Origin of the sequence: Micrococcus sp. KRD026 (assembly GCF_017168445.1) — a bacterium.
GTDB lineage: Bacteria > Actinomycetota > Actinomycetes > Actinomycetales > Micrococcaceae > Micrococcus > Micrococcus luteus.
Map to the genome: position 1 here is coordinate 25,527 of NZ_JABFBA010000016.1, position 18,476 is coordinate 44,002.

Here is an 18,476-nt window from a genome sequence, read left to right on the forward strand (position 1 = left end):
GTCCTGCTCGTTCCCGGGCCACGCTTCCGGCGCGCGGGGGCACACGTCCGCCCCGTCGGCACGACCCTATTCCCGGAACCCACCGCGCCGCAGCGACATCACCGCAGCTGAGAACCGCTGTGATGTCGCTGCGGTGCGGTCGGCCGGAACGACGGCGCGCTCGCTGCGGTGAACATCGCCGCGGCACTCCCCGTGCGGCCCCACTTCCCCGCCCGTAGGCTGGTTCCCATGTCGCAGACGCTCACCCCCGCCGCTCCGCAGGACCTGAACGCCCGCCGTCACCGGCTCCGCCGCTACCGCGCCGTCATCTTCGACATGGACGGGGTCATCACGGACACCGCCGGCGTGCACGCGCAGGCGTGGAAGGAGCTCTTCGACGGGGCGTTGCCCGCTGTGGGCGCGCTGCCCGCCAACGCCGCCGTCGTCGCCGCGGACCCGGACGTGCTGCGCCCCTTCGACGCCGCCGCCGACTACCTGCACCACGTGGACGGGCGTCCCCGCGAGGACGGGGTCCGCACGTTCTTCGCCTCCCGCGGCCTGCAGGTGCCCGAGGCCGACTCCCCCGAAGCGGACACGGCTCCGGAGCTGACGGTCCTCGCCCTCGCCGAGCGCAAGCAGGGCTACTTCGAGCAGGTGCTCGAGCGCGACGGCGTCCGCGTGTTCCCGGAGGCCCAGGACCTCCTCGAGCGGCTGCGGGCCAAGGGTGTGCCGGTCGCACTGGTCACCAGCTCCAAGAACTCCCGCGCCGTGCTCACGGCCGGCGGCGTGCTGGACTTCTTCCCCGTGATCGTGGACGGGAACACCGCCGTCGAGCGCGGGCTGCCGGGCAAGCCGGACCCGGCGATGTTCTGGGAGGCCGCCCGCGAGCTGGGCGTCGACGTCGCGGACGCGATGGTCCTCGAGGACGCCGTCTCCGGCGTGAAGGCCGCCGCGGACGGCCGCTTCGGCCTCGTGATCGGCGTGGACCGCGAGCCCGAGCTCGGCAAGGGCCGACTCAAGGCGGCCGGCGCCCACCTGGTGGTCCAGGACTACGGGACCCTGCATCTGGAGGACCGCACCACCACCCCGTTCGACCCCGCGTGGGTGCTGCGCTGGGACCGCTTCGACCCGGCCTCCGAGGGCACGCGCGAGGTGCTGTGCACCCTGGCCAACGGGTACTGGGGCACCCGCGGCGCTGTGCCCGGCACGCGCATCTCCTCCGTCCACTACCCCGGCACCTACATGGCCGGGGTGTTCAACCGGCTGACCTCGATGGTCCAGGGCCGGGTCGTGGAGACCGAGCACATGGTCAACATCCAGGACTGGACCCCGCTCGTGGTGACCCCGCGCCACGGCCGCCCGCTGCTGCCGGGTGAGGAGAACCTCGTGGAGTACGGCCAGGAGATGGACCTGCGCCGCGGCGTGCTCTCCCGCACCATGACCTTCGAGGACGAGCAGGGCCGGCGCACCACGGTCCACACCCGGCAGTTCACCTCGCTGGCCAATCGGCACCTCGCCGCGATCGAGCTGACCGTGGTGGCGGAGAACTGGTCCGGGGACCTCACGGTGCGCTCGAAGATCGAGGGCCGCGTGGCCAACCTCAACGTCTCCGACGACCGCACCCTCGCCAACCAGCACCTCGAGCCGGTCCAGGCCCGGGAGATCGACGGCGAGACCGTCCTGCTCGAGACCGCCACCAACCAGTCCGGCATCCACGTGGCCGTGGCCACCCGCACCCGCCAGGTGGCGCCGGTGGGCCACCACGAGCCCATCCGCCGCCCCGTGGACGGCTCGGACCTGGTGGTCGGCCAGGACATCCTCCTCCACGTGGACGAGGGCGTGCCGCTCGTGCTGGAGAAGGTCGCCGCCGTCGCCACGAGCCACGACCACGCCAACGCCTCCGTGTGGGAGTCGGCGGTGAAGGACGTCCAGCGCGCCCAGAACTTCCGCAACCTGCTGACCCTGCACGAGCAGCGCTGGGGCACCAACTGGGACCGGTTCTCCGTGCGCATCGACCTGGCTGAGCCGTACCGGCATCAGCGCCGCTCCACGGCGGCGGAGGCCGGCGGCGAATACGCGCCGCCCGTCGTCGCCGCCGGCCACTCGGCCCCGGTGGGGTCCGCGGTCCCGATGGGCAAGGACGGCGCGTCGCTGCGCCAGCAGCTCGCCCTGAACCTGCACACGTTCCACGTGCTCCAGACGGCCTACGGCCGCCGCCGGGACCTGGACGCCTCCGTGGGGGCACGCGGCCTGCACGGCGAGGGCTACCGCGGCCACATCTTCTGGGACGAGATCTACGTCTACCCGATGCTCACGCTGCGCCGCCCCGAGATCACCCGGGGCCTGCTGATGTACCGCTACCGGCGTCTCAACGAGGCCCGCGCCAACGCCCAGGCCGCGGGCTGGGCCGGCGCCATGTACCCGTGGCAGTCCGGCGCGGACGGCTCCGAGGAGACGCCCACCGAGCTGTGGAACCCGCGCTCGCGCATGTGGATGCCGGACAACTCCCACAACCAGCGGCACGTCTCCCTGGACATCGCCTACTCGGTGCTGCGGTACATCGAGATCACGAAGGACACGTCCTTCATCTCGGACTACGGCGCGGAGATGCTCGTGGAGATCTCCCGGTTCTTCATGTCCATGACCCTGCACAACGCCGTCACGGACCGCTACGAGATCCACGGCGTCATGGGCCCGGACGAGTTCCACGACGGCTATCCCGAGACCCCCGGCTCCGGCCTGCGCAACAACGCGTACACGAACGTGCTGACCTCGTGGGTTCTCGCGGAGACCGCCCGCCTGGTCCGCTGGCTGGACACGATCGACGACGGCCTGCCCGAGCTCATGGAGATCTCCGAGGAGGAGATCGAGCGCTGGGAGGAGGTCAGCACCCGCCTGACCGTGCCGTTCTTCAAGGAGGGCGAGGAGGCCGGCATCCTCGCCCAGTTCGAGGGCTACCAGGACCTGCTCGAGTTCGACTGGGAGGCCTACCGCGCCAAGTACGGGAACATCGGCCGCATGGACCTGATCCTGCAGGCCGAGGGCGACGCCACCAACCGGTACAAGCTCTCCAAGCAGGCCGACACCCTCATGCTCGGCTACCTGTTCTCCTCCGAGGAGCTGGACCGGATCCTGCGCCGCATGGGCTACGAGCTGCCGCAGGAGGCGTTCGAGCGGATGGTCACGTACTACGAGGCCCGCTCGACGCACGGTTCCACGCTCTCCCGCCTGGTGCACGCGTGGGTGGCGGCCCGCACGGACCCGGACCGCTCGTGGGACCTGTTCACGGAGGCCCTCGAGTCGGACCTCTCGGACACGCAGGGCGGCACCACCAAGGAGGGCATCCACCTGGGCCTGATGGCGGGCACCGTGGACACGGTGATCCGCTGCTACGCGGGCCTCGAGACGCGCGACGACGTCGTCCGGCTGCACCCCCGCATGCCCGCCCAGCTGCCCGGCGCCCGGTTCACCATCCGGTTCCGCCAGCAGCCCGTGGTCATCCAGATGACCCAGCGGGAGGTGACGGTGGCCGCGGGCGAGGGCATGTGGCACGACGTGCCGATGATCATCGCCGGCCGCGAGCACACCCTGTCCCCCGGCGAGAAGCTGACGGTCCCGCTGGGCTGAGGGCCGCCGTCGTCGGCCACCCCACCCCGTCCCTTTGGGGGCGAAAGTGGGCGGTATCCCGCGCGGATACCGCCCACTTTCGCCCCCGGACGCGGGAGGACGCGGGAGGACGCGGCTGCCGCCCCGGCTCAGCGCAGCGGCAGCTCGGCGCGGACCACCCAGCAGCCGCCCAGCGGGCCGGCCGTGAGGGTGCCGCCGAACACGGCCACGCGCTCGCGCATGCCGGCCAGGCCGAAGCCGCTGGCCATCGCGACCACCACGCGGTCGCGGCGGGGCTCGCCCTCGTCCATGGGGCTGGCGATGCACAGCACGAGGCGGTCCGCGCCCTCGAGCTGCGAGGTCAGGCGCACCGTGCCGCGGCGCGGGGCGTGCTTGAGGATGTTCGTCACCGACTCCTGCACCACACGCAGCACGGTCAGCTCCAGGGAGCGCGGCAGCTCGTCCAGCTCGGTCAGCGAGCGCTCGACCGCGAACCCGGCCGCGTGCAGCTGGGCCTCGAACTCGTCGAGGCGGGCCGGCAGGTCCACGACGGCGTCCCCCTCCGCCGTCTGCGCGTTGCGGGAGGAGCCGCGCAGCGCGGTGAGCATGCGGCGCAGGTCCACGAGGGACTGCCGGGCGGCCTCCTCGATGGCCTTCTCCGCGGCGGCCCGTTTGTCCGGGTCCCTCTGGGTGGGCAGCATGGCGGCCTGCATCGAGATCACGGTGAGCCCGTGCGCGACGACGTCGTGCAGCTCCGCCGCGATCCGCTGCCGCTCCGCCTCCGCGGCGCAGGCGGCGGCCTCCTCGGCCCGGCGCAGGGCCGCCTCGCGGTCCCGGGCCCGATGCCGGGATCGGCGGATCATGAAGGCCGGCACCGCCACGCACAGCGCGACGATGAGCGTGATGACCATGACGCCCTTGAGGCTGTCCTCGTCCGCCCACGTGCCGTCGGTGAGGACCTCGCCCGCGACGGTGAGCAGGATGAGGGCGCCCAGGGCGAACCAGACGAACACCCGGTGCGAGTACCGCGTCACCATGGCCGCGCCCAGGACGACCCCGCCACTGAACGCCTGCGGGGTGAGGTGCGCGTGGTCCGCCTCCACGAGGCCCACCAGACCGAACGTGCTCCCGAGCAGCACGAACACCGCCGCGAGGGTGGGCTGCCACCCGAACAGCAGCGTGACCAGCACGCTCGCCAGGAACAGGACCCAGCGCAGGAGCGGCTCCCGCCCCTCACCCGTCAGCCCGCCGTCCTCCTCGAGGATGCCCGCGAGTTCGGGGTCAGCGCTCAGCCCGGCGGCCACCGTGGGCCCCAGCACCAGGGTGAGGATCTCCCCCAGCACCATGAGCCCGACGATCACGTAGAGGACGATCCGCATGTGCCGGGAGACGGGTTCCGTGCGCAGGATCGCGGGCAGGCGGGAGTCCAGGGGAGACTCGGCGGGCGGGCGCGACGTCGCCGTCGTCGTCCGAGCCGGGGCGGGCGCCGCGATGCTCATCCGATGTCCACGAGGCCCGCGCGGGCGGCGCGGATGAGGATCTGCACGCGGTCACGGACCTGCCACTTGTCCAGGACCTTGCCGATGTGGGACTTCACCGTGGCCTCCGCGAGGAACAGGGCGCCGGCGATCTCCGCGTTGGAGGCGCCCTTGGCGAGCTCGCGGACCACGTCCAGCTCGCGCTCGGTGAGGCGCTCGTGCGGGGCGAGGGGCTCGGCCGGGCAGGGGTCGGCGTGCTCGGGGGCCGCGGTGACGGCCTCCACCAGGTCCGCGGCCACGCGGGCGGAGAACACGGCGTCCCCGGCGTGGACGCGGCGGATGGCGTCCACGACCTCGGCCGGCGGTGCGTCCTTCACGAGGTAGCCTGCGGCGCCGGCGCGCAGGGCGGGCACGAGGTACTGCTCGGAGGAGAAGGTGGTGATCGCCAGGACGCGCACGCCCGGGGCCTCGGCGGAGATGCGCGCGGTGGCCTCGACGCCGTCCATGCGGGGCATCTGCATGTCCATCAGCACGACGTCGGGGGCCAGCGTGCGGGCCGCCTCGAGGGCCTGGACCCCGTCCTCGGCGGAGCCGACCACCTCGAGGTCCTCGGCCTGGGCCACGAAGTGCTCGAGGGCGGTGCGCATCAACGCCTGGTCGTCGGCCACGACTACTCGGATCATGGCGTCCAGCCTAGGAGGCGCACAGGCCGCCGCGCGTCCACCGAAGGTCGACGTCGGCCCCCGCCTCGGGGCGGACCGGGCCGGCTCCCGCGCCCGGCCGGCCACCGCAGTCCCGGCGCCTCCGTGGGCAGAACCCACAACCCCGTCGCCTCCGTGGGCAGAAGCGCCCTCTCTTCTGCCCACGGATGCTGCGTGGGCGGAACTCCTCGCAGTTCTGCCCACCGAGCCATGACGACGTCGTCCCGGCGGGACAACCGGCCGCCGCCGAGTCCTGCACAGCCGGCCCACCCTGCGCTGGTGTGCACAGACACGCGGCCCGCCCGGCCGTCGTCAGGCCGACCGCGTCAAGGTCGACCCATGTCCTTCGCCCCCGATCTCCCCCTCGTCCCCGTCTTCACCACCCGCGACGTGCTCGAACGCGGTCTGCCGCCCAGCCGGGTGCGGCGGTCCGACGTCCTCCGCCTCGCCCGCGGCATCCACCGTCGCCGTGACATGCCGCTGCGCACCTGGGAGTCGGCTGGGCTCCCGCCGCCGCACCACGGGGTCGGCCTCGACCTGCTGACCGCCCTCCTGCGGTCCCGTCCCGACGCCGTTCTCTCCCACGAGACGGCGGCGCACCTCCACGGCCTCCCGCTTCCCCCGGGCGGGGCCACGCGACGCGCCGCCGTCGAGATCACGTTGCACCGCGGCACCGCACGGGCGCGGATCCCCGGCGTCATGGAGCACCGCAGACCCCTGCCCGCCGGCCACGTCACCTCCGTGCTCGGGCTACGGGTGACGACGCCGGAACGGACCTGGCTCGATCTGTGCTCGATCGGCCACCCCTGGGACGAGGCATCCCTCGTGTCGGCGGGTGACCACCTGGTCCGTCACCCCTGGTCCCCGCGCGGCCGGCGGCCTCCCATCACCACGGTCACCGCGCTGCACGAGGCGATGCGGCCGCTCGGGCGGTTCGTCGGAAGACCGCGGGCGACGGCGGCGCTCGAGCGCGTACGGGTGGGTGCCGACTCGCCGCAGGAGACCCGGCTGAGGCTGGCGCTCGTCGAGGCGGGGCTGGGCGAGCCGACGCTGCAGCACGTGTTCGACCCCGGGCGGCGGGACGCCCCCGAGGCCGATCTGTGGTTCGAGGACTGCCGGCTCGTCCTCCAGTACGACGGCGAGGTGCACCGGAGTGCCGAGCAACACGCCCGGGACGCCCGGCGAGACCAGTACTACGCGGAGCGTGGGCAGATGACCCTGCACGTCACGGGCCGGGACGTCGGCGAGGGATATGCGCGGGTGATCGAGGCCGTCCTCAGACGACGGGCACAGGTCTCGAACGGCTGGGATGCCTGACGTCGTCGTCGCGTATGGCCCTGCCGTCCATGCGCAGGGGTTCCGTGGGCAGAAGCGAGGGTGCTTCTGCCCACGGAACCTGGAAACACGCGGGTCCTGCCCCCGGAAGGCGAGACCCGGCGGGTTCTGCCCACGGAACGCTCGCGTCGGCCGGGCACCCGACCCCCGCCCGGACCGACCCGGGCCGGCCTCACCGTCGCCCCGCTCAGTAGTACACGGCCAGCGGCCCGTGCGGTCCGTCCACCACGCTGCAGGGGGTCTTGAAGATCCGCTCCAGCACCTCGGGGCGCAGGATCTCGGCCGGGGTGCCGGTCTCCACCACCTGGCCGTCGCCCATGGCCACGATCCGGTCGGCGTAGTGGGCGGCGAAGTTGATGTCGTGCAGCACGATCACCACGGTCCGGCCCAGCTCGTCGGCGGCCCGACGCAGCTGCTGCATCATCTGGACCGAGTGCTGCATGTCCAGGTTGTTCAGCGGCTCGTCCAGCAGCACGTACTCGGTGTTCTGCGCCAGCACCATCGCCACGTACGCGCGCTGCCGCTGGCCGCCCGAGAGCTGGTCGAGGTACCGGTTCTCGAACGGGCCGAGGTTGAGGAAGTCGATCGCGTCGGACACGTGCCGCTCGTCCTCCAGGGTCAGCCGCCCGCGCGTGTACGGGTAGCGCCCGAACCCCACGAGCTGTCGCACGGTCAGCCGCGTCACGAAGTGGTTCTCCTGCCGCAGGATGGACAGGGTCTGCGCGATCTTCCGGGACGGCGTCGTGGTGATGTCGTGCCCGCCCACGGCGATCGTCCCGGCGTCGGCGTCCTGCAGCCGGCCGATCATCGTCAGCAGCGTGGACTTGCCCGCCCCGTTGGGCCCCACGAGCGCGGTCACTCCCCCGGCCTGGATGTCCAGGTCCACGGGTCCGATGCACACCTCGTCGCTGTGGCGCTTCACCACGCCGCGCAGCTCGATCACAGACGTCCCTTTCTCATCACGACGACCAGGAAGGTGATGCCGCCGATCAGCTCGATGACCACCGTGACCGCACCCCCCGCGTAGAACACGTGCCGCAGCACGAAGTAGGCGCTCGTGAGCACCGCGTACCCGGCCAGCGCCGCCACCGGGAGGATGAACCGGTGGTCGTGGGTGTCGACGAGGCTGTACGCCAGCGTCGCCACGAGGAACCCGAGGAACGTCATCGGGCCCACGAGCGCGGTGGTCATGGCCATCAGCACGGAGACCAGCAGCAGCGTCACCATGAGCTCGCGCCGGTGGTGCAGGCCCAGGTTGGTCGCGGCGTCGGCGCCGAGCGCCACCGTGTTCAGGCGGCGGGAGCGCAGCCACAGCAGCGCGCACACGACGACGGCGATGGGCGCGGCGATCGCCACGTACTCGGTCCGGGCGTTGGAGATGTTGCCGAAGAGCCGCGCGCTCAGCAGGTCGAACGAGTTCGGGTCCAGCAGTCGGTGCATGAACGTGCTCAGCGCGGCCAGCCCGCCGCCCAGCACCACGCCCACGAGCAGCATCAGATGGACGCTGCCGTAGGGCCGGGAGAGCAGCCACGAGTACAGGGCCGTCGCCAGCGCCACCATGAGCGCGGCCTGGGCGAGGAACGGCCCCACCCCGGTCAGCACCGCGACGCCCGCGGCCCCCAGCACGTACACGGCGGCGGTCGACACGGCGGTGTAGAGCGCCTCGAACCCCATGATCGAGGGCGTGATGATGCGGTTGCCCGTCACCGTGTGGAAGCTGACGGTCGCGAAGGAGTGGCACAGCGCCACGATGCCGATCACGCCCAGGGACTCCACGCGCATCCGCGCGATCATCCAGAACGCGCGCGAACCGGGTTCGGCCTCGTTGCCCCAGAGCAGGACCCCGGCGGTGGAGAGCACGGCGACGACGGCCAGCACCGCGACGACGACCGCATACCTCCGGCGGTCGGCGGCGGTGACGAACGCGCCGGACCGGCGCGGGGCGTCGGCGTCGACGGGCCCGGCCGCGGTGGCGCCGCCGGGCGGGGCGGGGATGCGACCCGGGGCGGTCGCGAGCGGCTCAACCATGCTTGGCCTGCCTCAGCAGCAGGGCGAGGAACACGATCGCGCCCACGAGGCCCAGGATCAGCGAGATGGGCACCTCGAACGGGGCGATCACGGTGCGCCCGATCAGGTCGCAGACGATCACGATCCACACGCCGACCATGACCACCCAGGGCAGGTTCGTGCGCAGGTTGTCGCCACGGACCATGGACACGAGGTTGGGGACCACGAGCCCCAGGAACGGGAGGGCCCCGATCACCACGGTGACCACCCCGGTGGCCACGGCCACCATGGCCACGCCGGTGAGGATCACGGCGTCGTAGTTGAGGCCGACGTTCGTGGCGACGTCCTTGCCGAGGCCGGCCACGGTGAAGCGGTCCGCGATGACGAAGACCGCCACGCACACGATCAGCACGAGGAAGAGCAGCTCATACCGGCCGCGGACCACGGAGGTGAACGAGCCCGCGAACCACGCGCCCACCTGCTGCAGCATGTCCGTCTGGAGGGCGAGGAACGTCGAGGCGGCGCCCACGACGGCGCCGAGCATGATGCCCACGATCGGCACGATGAGGGAGGACTGCAGGCGCACACGCCGCAGGAAGAGGAAGAACACGAGGGTGCCGACGAAGGCGAAGAGGATGGCCCCGGCCATCCGGGTCACCAGGCCCGCCCCCGGCACGAGCACCATGGTCACCAGCAGGCCGAGACCGGCCCACTCGGTGGTGCCCGTGGTGCTGGGCTCCACGAAGCGGTTCTGCGTCATGAGCTGCATGATCAGCCCGCACATCGCCATCGAGGCGCCGGCCAGCACGAGGGCGACCGTGCGCGGCACGCGCGTGATGGCGAACATCTCGCGTCCGCCCTCCGCGCCGACGTCGTACACGCCCACGAACAGCGAGACCACGACGAGGGCCGCGGTCACCACGACGCCGACCAGCAGCGGCCAGGTGCGCTGCCAGCGGGTGCGCTCGGGCCGCAGGACGGCGGGCGGGACCCAGCACACGCGGTCGCCCCGCCCCGGCTCCTCGAGCCGGGGCGGGGCGTCGGCGACGTGGTGACGCACGTCGAGAGTCACTGCGCGCCTTCGAAGGCCTTCGCGAGGTCCTCCATGACGGTGGTGTGGTTCTGGATGTCCTCGGCGACGTAGAAGTCGGCGGGCAGGTACACGATGTTGCCCTCCTTCACCGCGGTCACGTCCTGGAGGGCCTCGGAGCGCTCGATCAGCTCGGCGGCGGTGGCGTTCTCCTCGCCGATGGCGGCGTCGCGGTCCATGACGATCAGCCAGTCCGGGTTCGACTTCGCGATGGCCTCGACGGAGATGTCGTCGCCCTGGTGGTTGTCGGTGCCCGACTGCTCGAGGGCCGGGGTCAGCTCCAGCATGTCGAAGAACGGGCCGATGGCGCGACCGGTGCTGGGCGCGACGTACGACAGCTCTCCGCCCGAGGCGATGAGGCCCATGACGGTCTGCTCGGGGTCGTAGGCGTCCTTGGCGCGCTGGGTGGCGGCGTCGAAGTCGGCGATGAGCTTCTCGGCATCGGCCTCGTGGCCGGTGGCCTCGCCCAGCAGGGTGGTCAGCTCCTTCAGGCCCTCGTCCATGGGGGTCTGCGTGACGTCGAAGTCCGTGTCCACGACGGCGGCGTCGCCGGTCAGCTCGTCGATCTCGGCCTTGCGCTCGTTGAACCGCTGGCCGTTGAACACGACGTCCGGCTCGGCGGTGACGAACAGCTCCATGTCCGGCTCCCGGTGGTTGCCGATGTCGGCGACCGAGTCGTCCTGGAGGTAGGAGGGCCCGCCCTCGCCCTTGTACATGATCTGCTTCGGCGCGGCCGACAGCTCGACGCCCCAGTCGTCCAGCGTGCGGAAGGTGCGGTTGTCCGTGGCGATGACGGAGTCGACCTCCTCCGGCAGGGTGACCTCGGCGCCGGACATGTCGGTGACGGTGACCCCGGTCGCGATGCCGCCCGAGGCGGCCGAGGAGCCGCCGGCGGCGCTCGCGGAGGCCGAGGACTCGCCGGAGGCGCTCGCGGAGGACGAGCCCGTGGCCGCGCCGCCGGCGGAGCAGCCGACGAGGGCGAGGGCCGCCACCGAGGTCAGGGCGAGACGGGCGAGGCGGGGGGCGCGGGCGGAACGCGGCATGGTTCTCCTTCTGGGCGGCGGGGCTGCCCCGGGATGAGCAGTCGGGGTGGTGGGCGCGCTCCCGTAGAGGTGAGCCTTGCCTCAGTCGAATACCGTACACGAGGGTGCCGTAATCCCCCAACGGGGGTTCGACGGCTCCCGCCGCCCGGGGCCCCCGGCCTCGAGCCCCGTCAGTCCAACGGCGTCACCTCGAGGGCGAACCGCGACCGACCCACGCGCGCCAGCACGAGGGTGGCGTGCCGTCCGGCCCCGCCACGCCGGCCCGGCTTCGCCCCGCCGAGGACGGCGCGACGCACCTCCTCGGGCGTCTCGCGGATGCCCCGCTTCTTCACGTCCAGCCGGCCCACCCCGGTCTCCTTCGCCCAGCGCCGCAGGGAGGCCAGGTGGAAGCCGTGCACCGCCTCGATCCGATGGGCGCGGGCCAGGCCGTCCCGCACCGGCTCGGGCGCGACGAGGTAGGCCAGGTGGGGGTCCAGCTGCCGCGTCGGCACGGGCCAGGACGCGGCCAGGTCCGTCACGAGTCCGGCCCGGATGACGGCGCCGTCCGGCTCGTGCAGGACCGCGCCGACGAGCCCCGCCATGCCCTCCTCCCCCACGGCCTCGACCTCGGGCGAGTCGCCGAAGTCCGCGCCGGAGACGAGCTGCGCCGTCGTCGTCTTCCCGCCCCGGACGGTCATGACGCGCGCCGCCCGCCGCACCCCGGGGCGGGCCGCCGCGTTGAACCACAGGGCGGCCTCCACGACGTCGCCGTCGACGCTCACCCACTCGGCCTCGGCGCCCTCCGGCACGGCCTCGTGCGGAAGCCCCGGGCCGAGCTTGACCCCGACCGGCACGCCCGTCGCGGCGATGTCCGTCACGACGCTCAGGGGCGGGGAGAACGCCTCGGGGTCGAACACGCGCGCGGACCCGCCCCCGCCGACCTGACGGCGGGCGGGGTCCAGCCACACCGCGTCCGCCTCGGCGGGCACGTGGGCGCGGGCCCAGGCCACGGCGTCGCCGTGCACCACACGCGCACCGCCGAGGCCGGCGAGGTTCACCTCGGCGGCCGCGGCGACGACGGCGTCCCGCTCCACCGCCACGACGTCCAGGCCCCGGTCGGCGAAGGCGCGCGCGTCCAGGCCGAGACCGCAGCCGAGGTCGGCGACGCACCGGGCCCCCGCGGCCGCCAGCCGGTCCGCGTGCAGGCCCGCGACCAGCGGGCGGGTGGCCTGCTCCAAGCCGTCGCGGGTGAACAGCATCCGGCGCGCCTGCCGCCCGAGGCGGACCTCCGCCCGGGACCGCAGCGCGGCCTGGGTCAGCGCGGCGGCCACGCGCTCCGGAGGATGCCCGGCCGCACGCAGGCGGGAGGAGACCGCGAGCGCGTCGGCCTCCCGGTACCCGGCGAGGGAGTCGAGGAGCGCGCGGCCCTCCGGCTCGAGGACGGGGGCCAGGGCGGTGGCGTCCGCCGTCGCGGCGTCGACGCGCTCGTGCACACCCGTGACGAGCTCCACCGTGTTCTGCAGGAGCTCGCGTGTATAAGAGACAGGCCCCGCTCCACCCCCCGCGCGTCACCGCGGCAGCAGGAACCAGCCCATCACGGCCATGCCGAGGATCCCGGCGAGCATGGCCGGCAGCAGCACCACGAACAGGTTCCGCCGCGTCACGGCCCAGCCGGGCATCTGCGGCGACTGCGCCCCCGCGGCCATGCCGTGGGCCACCTGGATGCGAGCGGGCCCGGCGACGATGCCCCAGCCCGCGGCCGCGTTGTGCAGGCCGTTGGACCAGGGCGGGGGGACGCCCAGGGCGGCGCCTGTGTCCATCTGCAGGGGGCCGATCAGGGCCATGGCCCCGGTGTTCGAGGCCGTGATGAAGCCGGCGAACGCGCCGAGGAACGGCATCGCCACCAGGTAGGACTCCCCCATCCCGCTGAGTGCGCCCGCGAGCGCCTGCGAGACCCCGCCGGCGGAGAGGATGAGCCCGAACGCCACGTAGAGCGCGTTGGGGATGGCGGTGCCCACCCACAGCTTCCCGGCCTCGCGGGGGACGCGGCGGCGGGCGGCGGCGTCGAGGTGGAGCAGCTGCACGCCCACGCCCACCGCCACGAACGCCCACAGCGCCGGCGTCCCCACGAGGGCCGCCACCCCCTCGAGCCCGAAGGCGCCCTTCACGGTGGTGCCCAGCACGGTGCCGGCCATGAGCGTCAGGTACGGCACCACGTCCCGCCCCGGCCCGGGCAGCAGCCGGCCGCCGCGGATCACGAGCAGCCAGGCCACGGTGAGCACGAACGTGGCGACGGCGCCCGCCGGCGCGGTGCCGACCACGAGGTTCGCCCCCAGGATCAGCGCCCACTGGGCGACCCCGGAGAGCACGGCGACGCCGAGCCAGGGCAGTGTCCGGGCCGGGCCGGCGTCGACTCGCATGCCGCGCGCCCCGCGCAGCAGCAGCACCGTGGCCACGCCCGCCACCAGGCAGGCCGGCAGGTTGAACACCGCGGCGGTGACCCCGATCTCCCGGAAGTCCAGGCCGAACAGGCGGGCGCCCATGAGCGTGCCCGGCGCCATGGACCCCCACGGGCCGATGGTGAGCGCGAGGATGGAGATCAGCGCGGACCGGAACGCCGTGTAGCCCAGGCCCAGCAGCAGCGGCACGCCCACGATCAGGGAGACGCCGAACCCGGTCACGGTCTCGAGGAACGGGATGACGCCGTGCACCATGAGCAGCGCGGTCGCGATCGTGGGGCCGTTGCCCGCCGAGAGCCACGCGGCCAGGCGCGCGTGCCCGCCGGAGTACTCCATGACGCGGGACAGGGTGATGCCGCCCGCGATGATCGCCAGGATCTCGAGCAGCGTGGGCACGCCGGCGCCGATCGCGCCGCCCAGGTCGCCCGGGGCCACGCCGAAGGCCGTGAGGGCCAGCAGCACGGCCACGGCCGTCCCGGCGGCCGGGGCCACCCACGCGGGCAGCCGGGTGAGCAGCAGCACGAGGGTGAGCAGGATGGGTGAGAGCGCGAGCAGCACCTCCACGGCGCACCCCCTTCCCTCGTGTACTGCGCCCCACTGTAGGCGCGGGGTGGGGCCGACACCCCTCCCCTTACTCTGGGGGTCATGACGCAGCCATCCCACCCCGACGACGTCACCCGCGCCCGCCTGATCCCGCCCGTGCCCGTGGCGGTGGCCCCGATGGCCGGCGGCCCCTCGACCCCGGAGCTGGTGGCCGCCGTCGTGGGCGCCGGCGGCGGCGGGTTTCTCGCCGGCGGCATGCGGACGGCCGCGCAGATGCGCGCGCAGGTGGACGCGCTGCGCGCGCTGCTGGGCGCGGAGGGGGCGGACCGCTGGGGCGTGAACCTGTTCGTCCCGGACGCGGTGAACACGGCCCTCCCGGACGCGGCGCGCACGGAGGCGGCACGGTCGGCGCGGGCGGCGGCGGTCACCGCATACCGGGCGGACCTGACGGCCGACGGCGCCGCCGACCTGCCCGCCGCGGCGGACGTGGTCCCGGACCCCGACGCCGAACGGGCCGACTTCGACGCCCTGCTCACCGCCGCCGAGGAGCAGGCGTGGCCGCTGGTCTCCTTCACGTTCGGCCTGCCGGCCGCGGACGTGTTCGCCCGGCTGGCCGCCGCGGGTATCCCGGCCGGAGCCACCGTGACGGACGCGACCGAGGCGCGGGCCGCCCTCGACCACGGGGCCGCGTTCCTCGTGGTGCAGGGCCACCGCGCCGGCGGGCACCGGGGCACGTCGGACCCGGCCGCGGAGCCGACCCGCGCCGAGCTGCCGACGGTGCTGGCGGCGGTGCGCGACGTCGTCGGGACGGGGGCCGCGAGCGCCATGCCCGTGGTGGCCGCCGGCGGCGTGGGCACCGCCGAGGACGTGCGCGCCCTGCTCACCGCCGGCGCGGACGCCGTCGCGGCCGGCACCGCGTTCCTCCTCACCCCGGAGGCGGGCACCTCGGCGGCGCACCGGGCCGCCGTCGCGGCGTGTGCGGCCGGGACACGCTTCTCCGCCGACGACGGCCGGGCCCGCACCGCCCTGACCCGCGCCTACACGGGGCGGTGGGCGCGGTCGCTGGCCACCGCGTTCATGGCGGAGCACCCGGACGCCCCCGCCGCGTACCCCGAGGTCAACGTCCTGACGAAGGGGCTGCGCGCCGCCGCCGCGGCCGTCGGCGACCTCGAACGCGTCCACCTGTGGGCCGGCACCGAGGCGCACCGGGTCCGTGAGGCGCCGGCCGCCGACGTCCTCGCCTCCCTCACGCCCTGAGGACCGCCCCGGATCATCCCGCGGGCTGACGCCGGCCCCTCCGCCTGCGGCCTAGGCTGGCCCGCGTGAACCCCCTGCGCCGCCTCGACCAGTGGACGCGCCTGCACCCCGTGCGCACGGACGTGATGGCCGCCGCAGCCCTGTTCACCGTACTCGTGGCGCTCCCGTGGATCGCGCTCGGGCCGATGGTCGCCCCGGACCCCCAGGGCCGGCAGACGGCCGTCTCCCTCCTGGCCGGGGCCGGCATGGTCCTGCCGTGGGCCGTGCGTCGGGTGCGCCCGGTGGCCTCGGCCGCCGTCGTGACGGCCGCGGCCGTCCTGCACCTGCTCGCCGGGCCCGAGTTCAGCCTGTCCCTGCTGATGGTGCCGCTCACCGTCTACAACCTCGCTGCGAACGCGCCCCGGAGCGTCTCCGTGGCCGGGCTCCTCCTGGGGCTGGTCGGCGGCGTGGCCAACGGGGTGAAGGTGTGGCTGTTCCCGGCGCAGTTCGTCACCCCCGACGGCCTCACCGTCCGCTCCCCCGCGGAGCCGCTGGCCATGGTCATCATGGCGATCGGCTGCGGGCTCATGGTGCTCACCGCGTGGGCGTTCGGCGACGTCGTGCGCAACCGCCGCCTCACCGTGCGCGCCCTCGAGGACCGCGCCCACCGCCTCGAGGTGCAGTCCCGGCAGGAGCGCGAGCTCGCCGCCGCCGACGAGCGCAGCCACATCGCCCGGGAGATGCACGACATCGTCGCCCACTCCCTGCAGGTGATCATCTCCCAGGCCGACGGCGCCCGGTACGCCGCCGCCGCCAAGCCCGCGCTCGCGGTCACCGCGCTCGAGACCATCGGCCAGACCGGCCGCTCCGCGCTCGCGGACATGCGCCAGCTGCTCGGCGTGCTCCGCGAGACCGGTGAGACCGTGGCCGGGGTGCCCGGCGTGACGGACGACGACGCCCGGCGGCCCGCCGCCGACGCCTCCCCCGACGGCCGCGGCACCCGCCTACCCCCGGGCCGCCGACCCCAGCCGCGGCTCGCGGACCTGCCCGCGCTCGTGGAGACGATGCGGCTGTCCGGACTCGAGGTGTCCCTGCTGGAGACCGGCACGCCCCGCCGTGCGCTGCCGGCGGGCGGCGAGCTGGCCGCGTACCGGATCGTGCAGGAGGCGCTGACCAACACGCTGCGCCACGGCGGGCCGGACGCGGACGCGTTCGTCACGCTCGCCTGGACCGCCCGCGGCCTGGATCTGCAGATCGACGACGACGGCTGCGGCGCCGCCGCCGACCCCGCCACCCGGGGAAGCGGCCAGGGTCTGCGGGGGGCCGCCGAGCGGGCGGCCCTGTTCGGCGGGACGCTCGAGACGGGGCCGCGCGTCGGGACCGGGTACCGCGTGTCCGCCCACCTGCCGTACTCGGCGGTGTGAGGGGTGGCCGCCCCCGCCCGACTTGAGAGGATGACCCCATGAGCTCCGAGGAGACCGCCCCCGTCCGCGTGGCCCTGGTGGACGACCAGGCGTTGATCCGGTCCGGGCTGGCCATGCTCGTGGACTCGCAGCCGGACCTGACGGTCGTGGCGGAGGCGGGCAGCGGGCGCGAGGCGGTGGCGTCGGTGTCCGTGGCGGGCGCCGACGTCGTGCTGATGGACGTGCGCATGCCGGAGATGGACGGCATCGAGGCCACCCGCGCGCTGCTGCGCCGGCCGGACGCCCCGCGCGTCGTGGTGCTGACCACCTTCGACCTGGACGAGTACGCCTTCGACGCGATCGAGGCGGGCGCCAGCGGCTTCCTGCTCAAGGACGCCCCGCCCGAGGAGCTGCTCGCCGCGATCCGCACGGTGCACCGGGGCGACGCCGTGATCGCCCCGTCCACGACGCGCCGGCTCCTGACGCACATGGCCCCGCGTCTGCGCTCGGACCAGGTCCGCAGCGCCGAGTGCGAGGAGCAGCAGGCGGCCGTGGCGTCGCTGACCCCGCGCGAGCACGAGGTGCTGGTGCTCATGGCGCAGGGCGCCGCGAATCTGGAGATCGCCGCCGAGCTCGTGCTCTCCGAGGCCACGGTGAAGACGCACGTCGGCCGGGTGCTGGCCAAGCTCGGCGCCCGCGACCGCGTGCAGGCCGTGCTCATCGCCCACCGCGCGGGCCTCAACGGCCGGCCTCGGCGGTCGGCCGGGGCGGTCGGCCGGGGCGGCGGGGCCCTTCCCTGAGCCACTCCCCAGGCACCTGCCAGCACAATCACAGGTCATACCTGGGTATGAGTCGGACGCCCCGAGGTTCATCCTCATGGCCCTGCCGGTGCGCCCACCCCCTCCGCGATGCTGGACGCAGGCCCCGCAGCGGGTCCGCCGCCGGGGTGCACGCGCCGATGGCCGCCCCGGCCCGACGCGCACTGGAGGAGAGGCACCATGACCGGCAGCATCCTGGACCACCCCACCCCGACGACGTCCCGCGCCTCCGACCCAGCCGCCGAGCAGGCGCAGCGGGACAGTGAATGCGTGGCCTTCTTCGTGGCGCTGGTGACGGCCGCCGTCGTGATGCTGGGCCTGAGCCTGTTCACGGGGGTCGAGGGGCTGCTCCGCCTGGCACTCACCGCGGGCGCCGGCCTGCTCGCCGGCGCCGTCGCGTGGGCCACCGCCCGCCCCGTCCTGGAGGACGACGCCCCGGGCGACTGACCCGGCTGCGCCCTCAGGGCCGCAGGCCGCGCAGGTACGTGTCCAGCAGCCAGCGCCGCTGGTCCGGGCCGTGGCCCAGCAGCGCGCACTCCGGCGACCGGGTGACCATGAGCAGGCCGAACAGGTAGTCCGCCCCGGTCACGTCCGGGCCCACGAGCCCGGCCCGCCGCGCCTCGGCCACCACCTGGTCCGCGAGCTCGAGGATCACACGCTCGGCCTCGGCGATGAGGGCCTCGGGCGGCCGGTCGGCGGGGTCGAAGTCGTCCCGGGCCGCCGCGAGCGAGGCCAGGTTCACGGCCCCCAGGTCCTCCGCGAGCCTCCGCCACCGCGCCTCGGTCCCACCGCCGTGCCC

Annotated in this window: 14 protein-coding genes and 1 pseudogene; 6 read left to right on the top strand and 9 right to left on the bottom strand. The window is 74.2% G+C overall.

All coding sequences use genetic code 11. The features are described 5' to 3' along the window. Positions 1-228 precede the first annotated feature (228 nt). A complete protein-coding gene (locus J1M40_RS05985) occupies positions 229-3,606 on the top strand; it encodes a beta-phosphoglucomutase family hydrolase (RefSeq protein ID WP_206450578.1) in 3,378 nt (1,125 codons plus the stop codon). A gap of 128 nt (positions 3,607-3,734) precedes the next feature. Here J1M40_RS05985 and J1M40_RS05990 read toward each other — a convergent pair whose 3' ends face one another. Together J1M40_RS05990 and J1M40_RS05995 are read right to left on the bottom strand one after the other, a co-directional pair. Next, positions 3,735-5,084 carry a sensor histidine kinase gene (locus J1M40_RS05990; RefSeq protein WP_020623969.1) on the bottom strand — a complete coding sequence of 450 codons (1,350 nt, stop codon included), beginning with the start codon at positions 5,082-5,084 and terminating at the stop codon, positions 3,735-3,737. Next, positions 5,081-5,746: a response regulator transcription factor gene (locus tag J1M40_RS05995; protein ID WP_036382382.1), complete on the bottom strand. Its 666-nt coding sequence runs from the start codon at positions 5,744-5,746 to the stop codon at positions 5,081-5,083. Before J1M40_RS05995 ends, J1M40_RS05990 begins: the two co-directional genes overlap by 4 nt. Before the next feature lie 357 nt (positions 5,747-6,103). Here J1M40_RS05995 and J1M40_RS06000 point away from each other — a divergent pair, with 357 nt between their 5' ends. After that, on the top strand, positions 6,104-7,081 hold the full coding sequence (locus tag J1M40_RS06000; protein WP_070708754.1) for a hypothetical protein: 978 nt from the start codon (positions 6,104-6,106) through the stop codon (positions 7,079-7,081). Positions 7,082-7,286: 205 nt separating this feature from the next. Here J1M40_RS06000 and J1M40_RS06005 read toward each other — a convergent pair whose 3' ends face one another. From J1M40_RS06005 to J1M40_RS06030, 6 genes are all read right to left on the bottom strand, one after another. Then, on the bottom strand, positions 7,287-8,042 hold the full coding sequence (locus J1M40_RS06005; RefSeq protein ID WP_002857584.1) for an ABC transporter ATP-binding protein: 756 nt from the start codon (positions 8,040-8,042) through the stop codon (positions 7,287-7,289). Beyond that, the gene (locus J1M40_RS06010; protein WP_101965836.1) at positions 8,039-9,127 is read right to left on the bottom strand and encodes an iron chelate uptake ABC transporter family permease subunit; all 1,089 of its coding nucleotides are present in this window, start codon (positions 9,125-9,127) and stop codon (positions 8,039-8,041) included. Before J1M40_RS06010 ends, J1M40_RS06005 begins: the two co-directional genes overlap by 4 nt. After that, positions 9,120-10,178 carry an iron chelate uptake ABC transporter family permease subunit gene (locus tag J1M40_RS06015; RefSeq protein WP_206450579.1) on the bottom strand — a complete coding sequence of 353 codons (1,059 nt, stop codon included), beginning with the start codon at positions 10,176-10,178 and terminating at the stop codon, positions 9,120-9,122. The genes J1M40_RS06010 and J1M40_RS06015 overlap by 8 nt, the downstream gene beginning before the upstream one ends. After that, complete coding sequence (locus J1M40_RS06020; RefSeq protein WP_069941273.1) at positions 10,175-11,239, bottom strand: siderophore ABC transporter substrate-binding protein; 1,065 nt, start codon at positions 11,237-11,239, stop codon at positions 10,175-10,177. Before J1M40_RS06020 ends, J1M40_RS06015 begins: the two co-directional genes overlap by 4 nt. A 170-nt stretch (positions 11,240-11,409) precedes the next feature. After that, complete coding sequence (locus tag J1M40_RS06025) at positions 11,410-12,729, bottom strand: SAM-dependent methyltransferase (protein ID WP_342356888.1); 1,320 nt, start codon at positions 12,727-12,729, stop codon at positions 11,410-11,412. A gap of 57 nt (positions 12,730-12,786) precedes the next feature. Continuing rightward, positions 12,787-14,241 carry an L-lactate permease gene (locus J1M40_RS06030; protein ID WP_070709911.1) on the bottom strand — a complete coding sequence of 485 codons (1,455 nt, stop codon included), beginning with the start codon at positions 14,239-14,241 and terminating at the stop codon, positions 12,787-12,789. A gap of 81 nt (positions 14,242-14,322) precedes the next feature. Between J1M40_RS06030 and J1M40_RS06035 the strand changes: the two genes are divergently transcribed. From J1M40_RS06035 to J1M40_RS06050, 4 genes are all read left to right on the top strand, one after another. After that, the gene (locus J1M40_RS06035) at positions 14,323-15,477 is read left to right on the top strand and encodes a nitronate monooxygenase (protein ID WP_206450580.1); all 1,155 of its coding nucleotides are present in this window, start codon (positions 14,323-14,325) and stop codon (positions 15,475-15,477) included. 65 nt (positions 15,478-15,542) lie between these two features. Continuing rightward, entirely contained in the window at positions 15,543-16,880 is a 1,338-nt protein-coding gene (locus J1M40_RS06040) for a sensor histidine kinase (RefSeq protein WP_144819761.1), read from the top strand. A 38-nt stretch (positions 16,881-16,918) separates the two neighbouring features. Beyond that, positions 16,919-17,659 carry a response regulator transcription factor gene (locus tag J1M40_RS06045; RefSeq protein WP_135019324.1) on the top strand — a complete coding sequence of 247 codons (741 nt, stop codon included), beginning with the start codon at positions 16,919-16,921 and terminating at the stop codon, positions 17,657-17,659. 198 nt (positions 17,660-17,857) lie between these two features. Further along, positions 17,858-18,124 carry a hypothetical protein gene (locus J1M40_RS06050; RefSeq protein ID WP_020625619.1) on the top strand — a complete coding sequence of 89 codons (267 nt, stop codon included), beginning with the start codon at positions 17,858-17,860 and terminating at the stop codon, positions 18,122-18,124. Positions 18,125-18,137: 13 nt separating this feature from the next. On the opposite strand, the pseudogene J1M40_RS06055 reads toward J1M40_RS06050, so the two are convergent. Then, positions 18,138-18,476, bottom strand: a pseudogene (locus J1M40_RS06055) (TetR/AcrR family transcriptional regulator); the annotation flags it as partial.

Excerpts from the sequence above, each read along its gene's own strand:
- J1M40_RS05985 (WP_206450578.1), top strand. The coding sequence starts at position 229 with ATGTCGCAGACGCTCACCCCCGCCGCTCCGCAGGACCTGAACGCCCGC.
- J1M40_RS05990 (WP_020623969.1), bottom strand. The coding sequence starts at position 5,084 with ATGAGCATCGCGGCGCCCGCCCCGGCTCGGACGACGACGGCGACGTCG.
- J1M40_RS05995 (WP_036382382.1), bottom strand. The coding sequence starts at position 5,746 with ATGATCCGAGTAGTCGTGGCCGACGACCAGGCGTTGATGCGCACCGCC.
- J1M40_RS06000 (WP_070708754.1), top strand. The coding sequence starts at position 6,104 with ATGTCCTTCGCCCCCGATCTCCCCCTCGTCCCCGTCTTCACCACCCGC.
- J1M40_RS06010 (WP_101965836.1), bottom strand. The coding sequence starts at position 9,127 with ATGGTTGAGCCGCTCGCGACCGCCCCGGGTCGCATCCCCGCCCCGCCC.
- J1M40_RS06020 (WP_069941273.1), bottom strand. The coding sequence starts at position 11,239 with ATGCCGCGTTCCGCCCGCGCCCCCCGCCTCGCCCGTCTCGCCCTGACC.
- J1M40_RS06035 (WP_206450580.1), top strand. The coding sequence starts at position 14,323 with ATGACGCAGCCATCCCACCCCGACGACGTCACCCGCGCCCGCCTGATC.
- J1M40_RS06045 (WP_135019324.1), top strand. The coding sequence starts at position 16,919 with ATGAGCTCCGAGGAGACCGCCCCCGTCCGCGTGGCCCTGGTGGACGAC.
- J1M40_RS06050 (WP_020625619.1), top strand. The coding sequence starts at position 17,858 with ATGACCGGCAGCATCCTGGACCACCCCACCCCGACGACGTCCCGCGCC.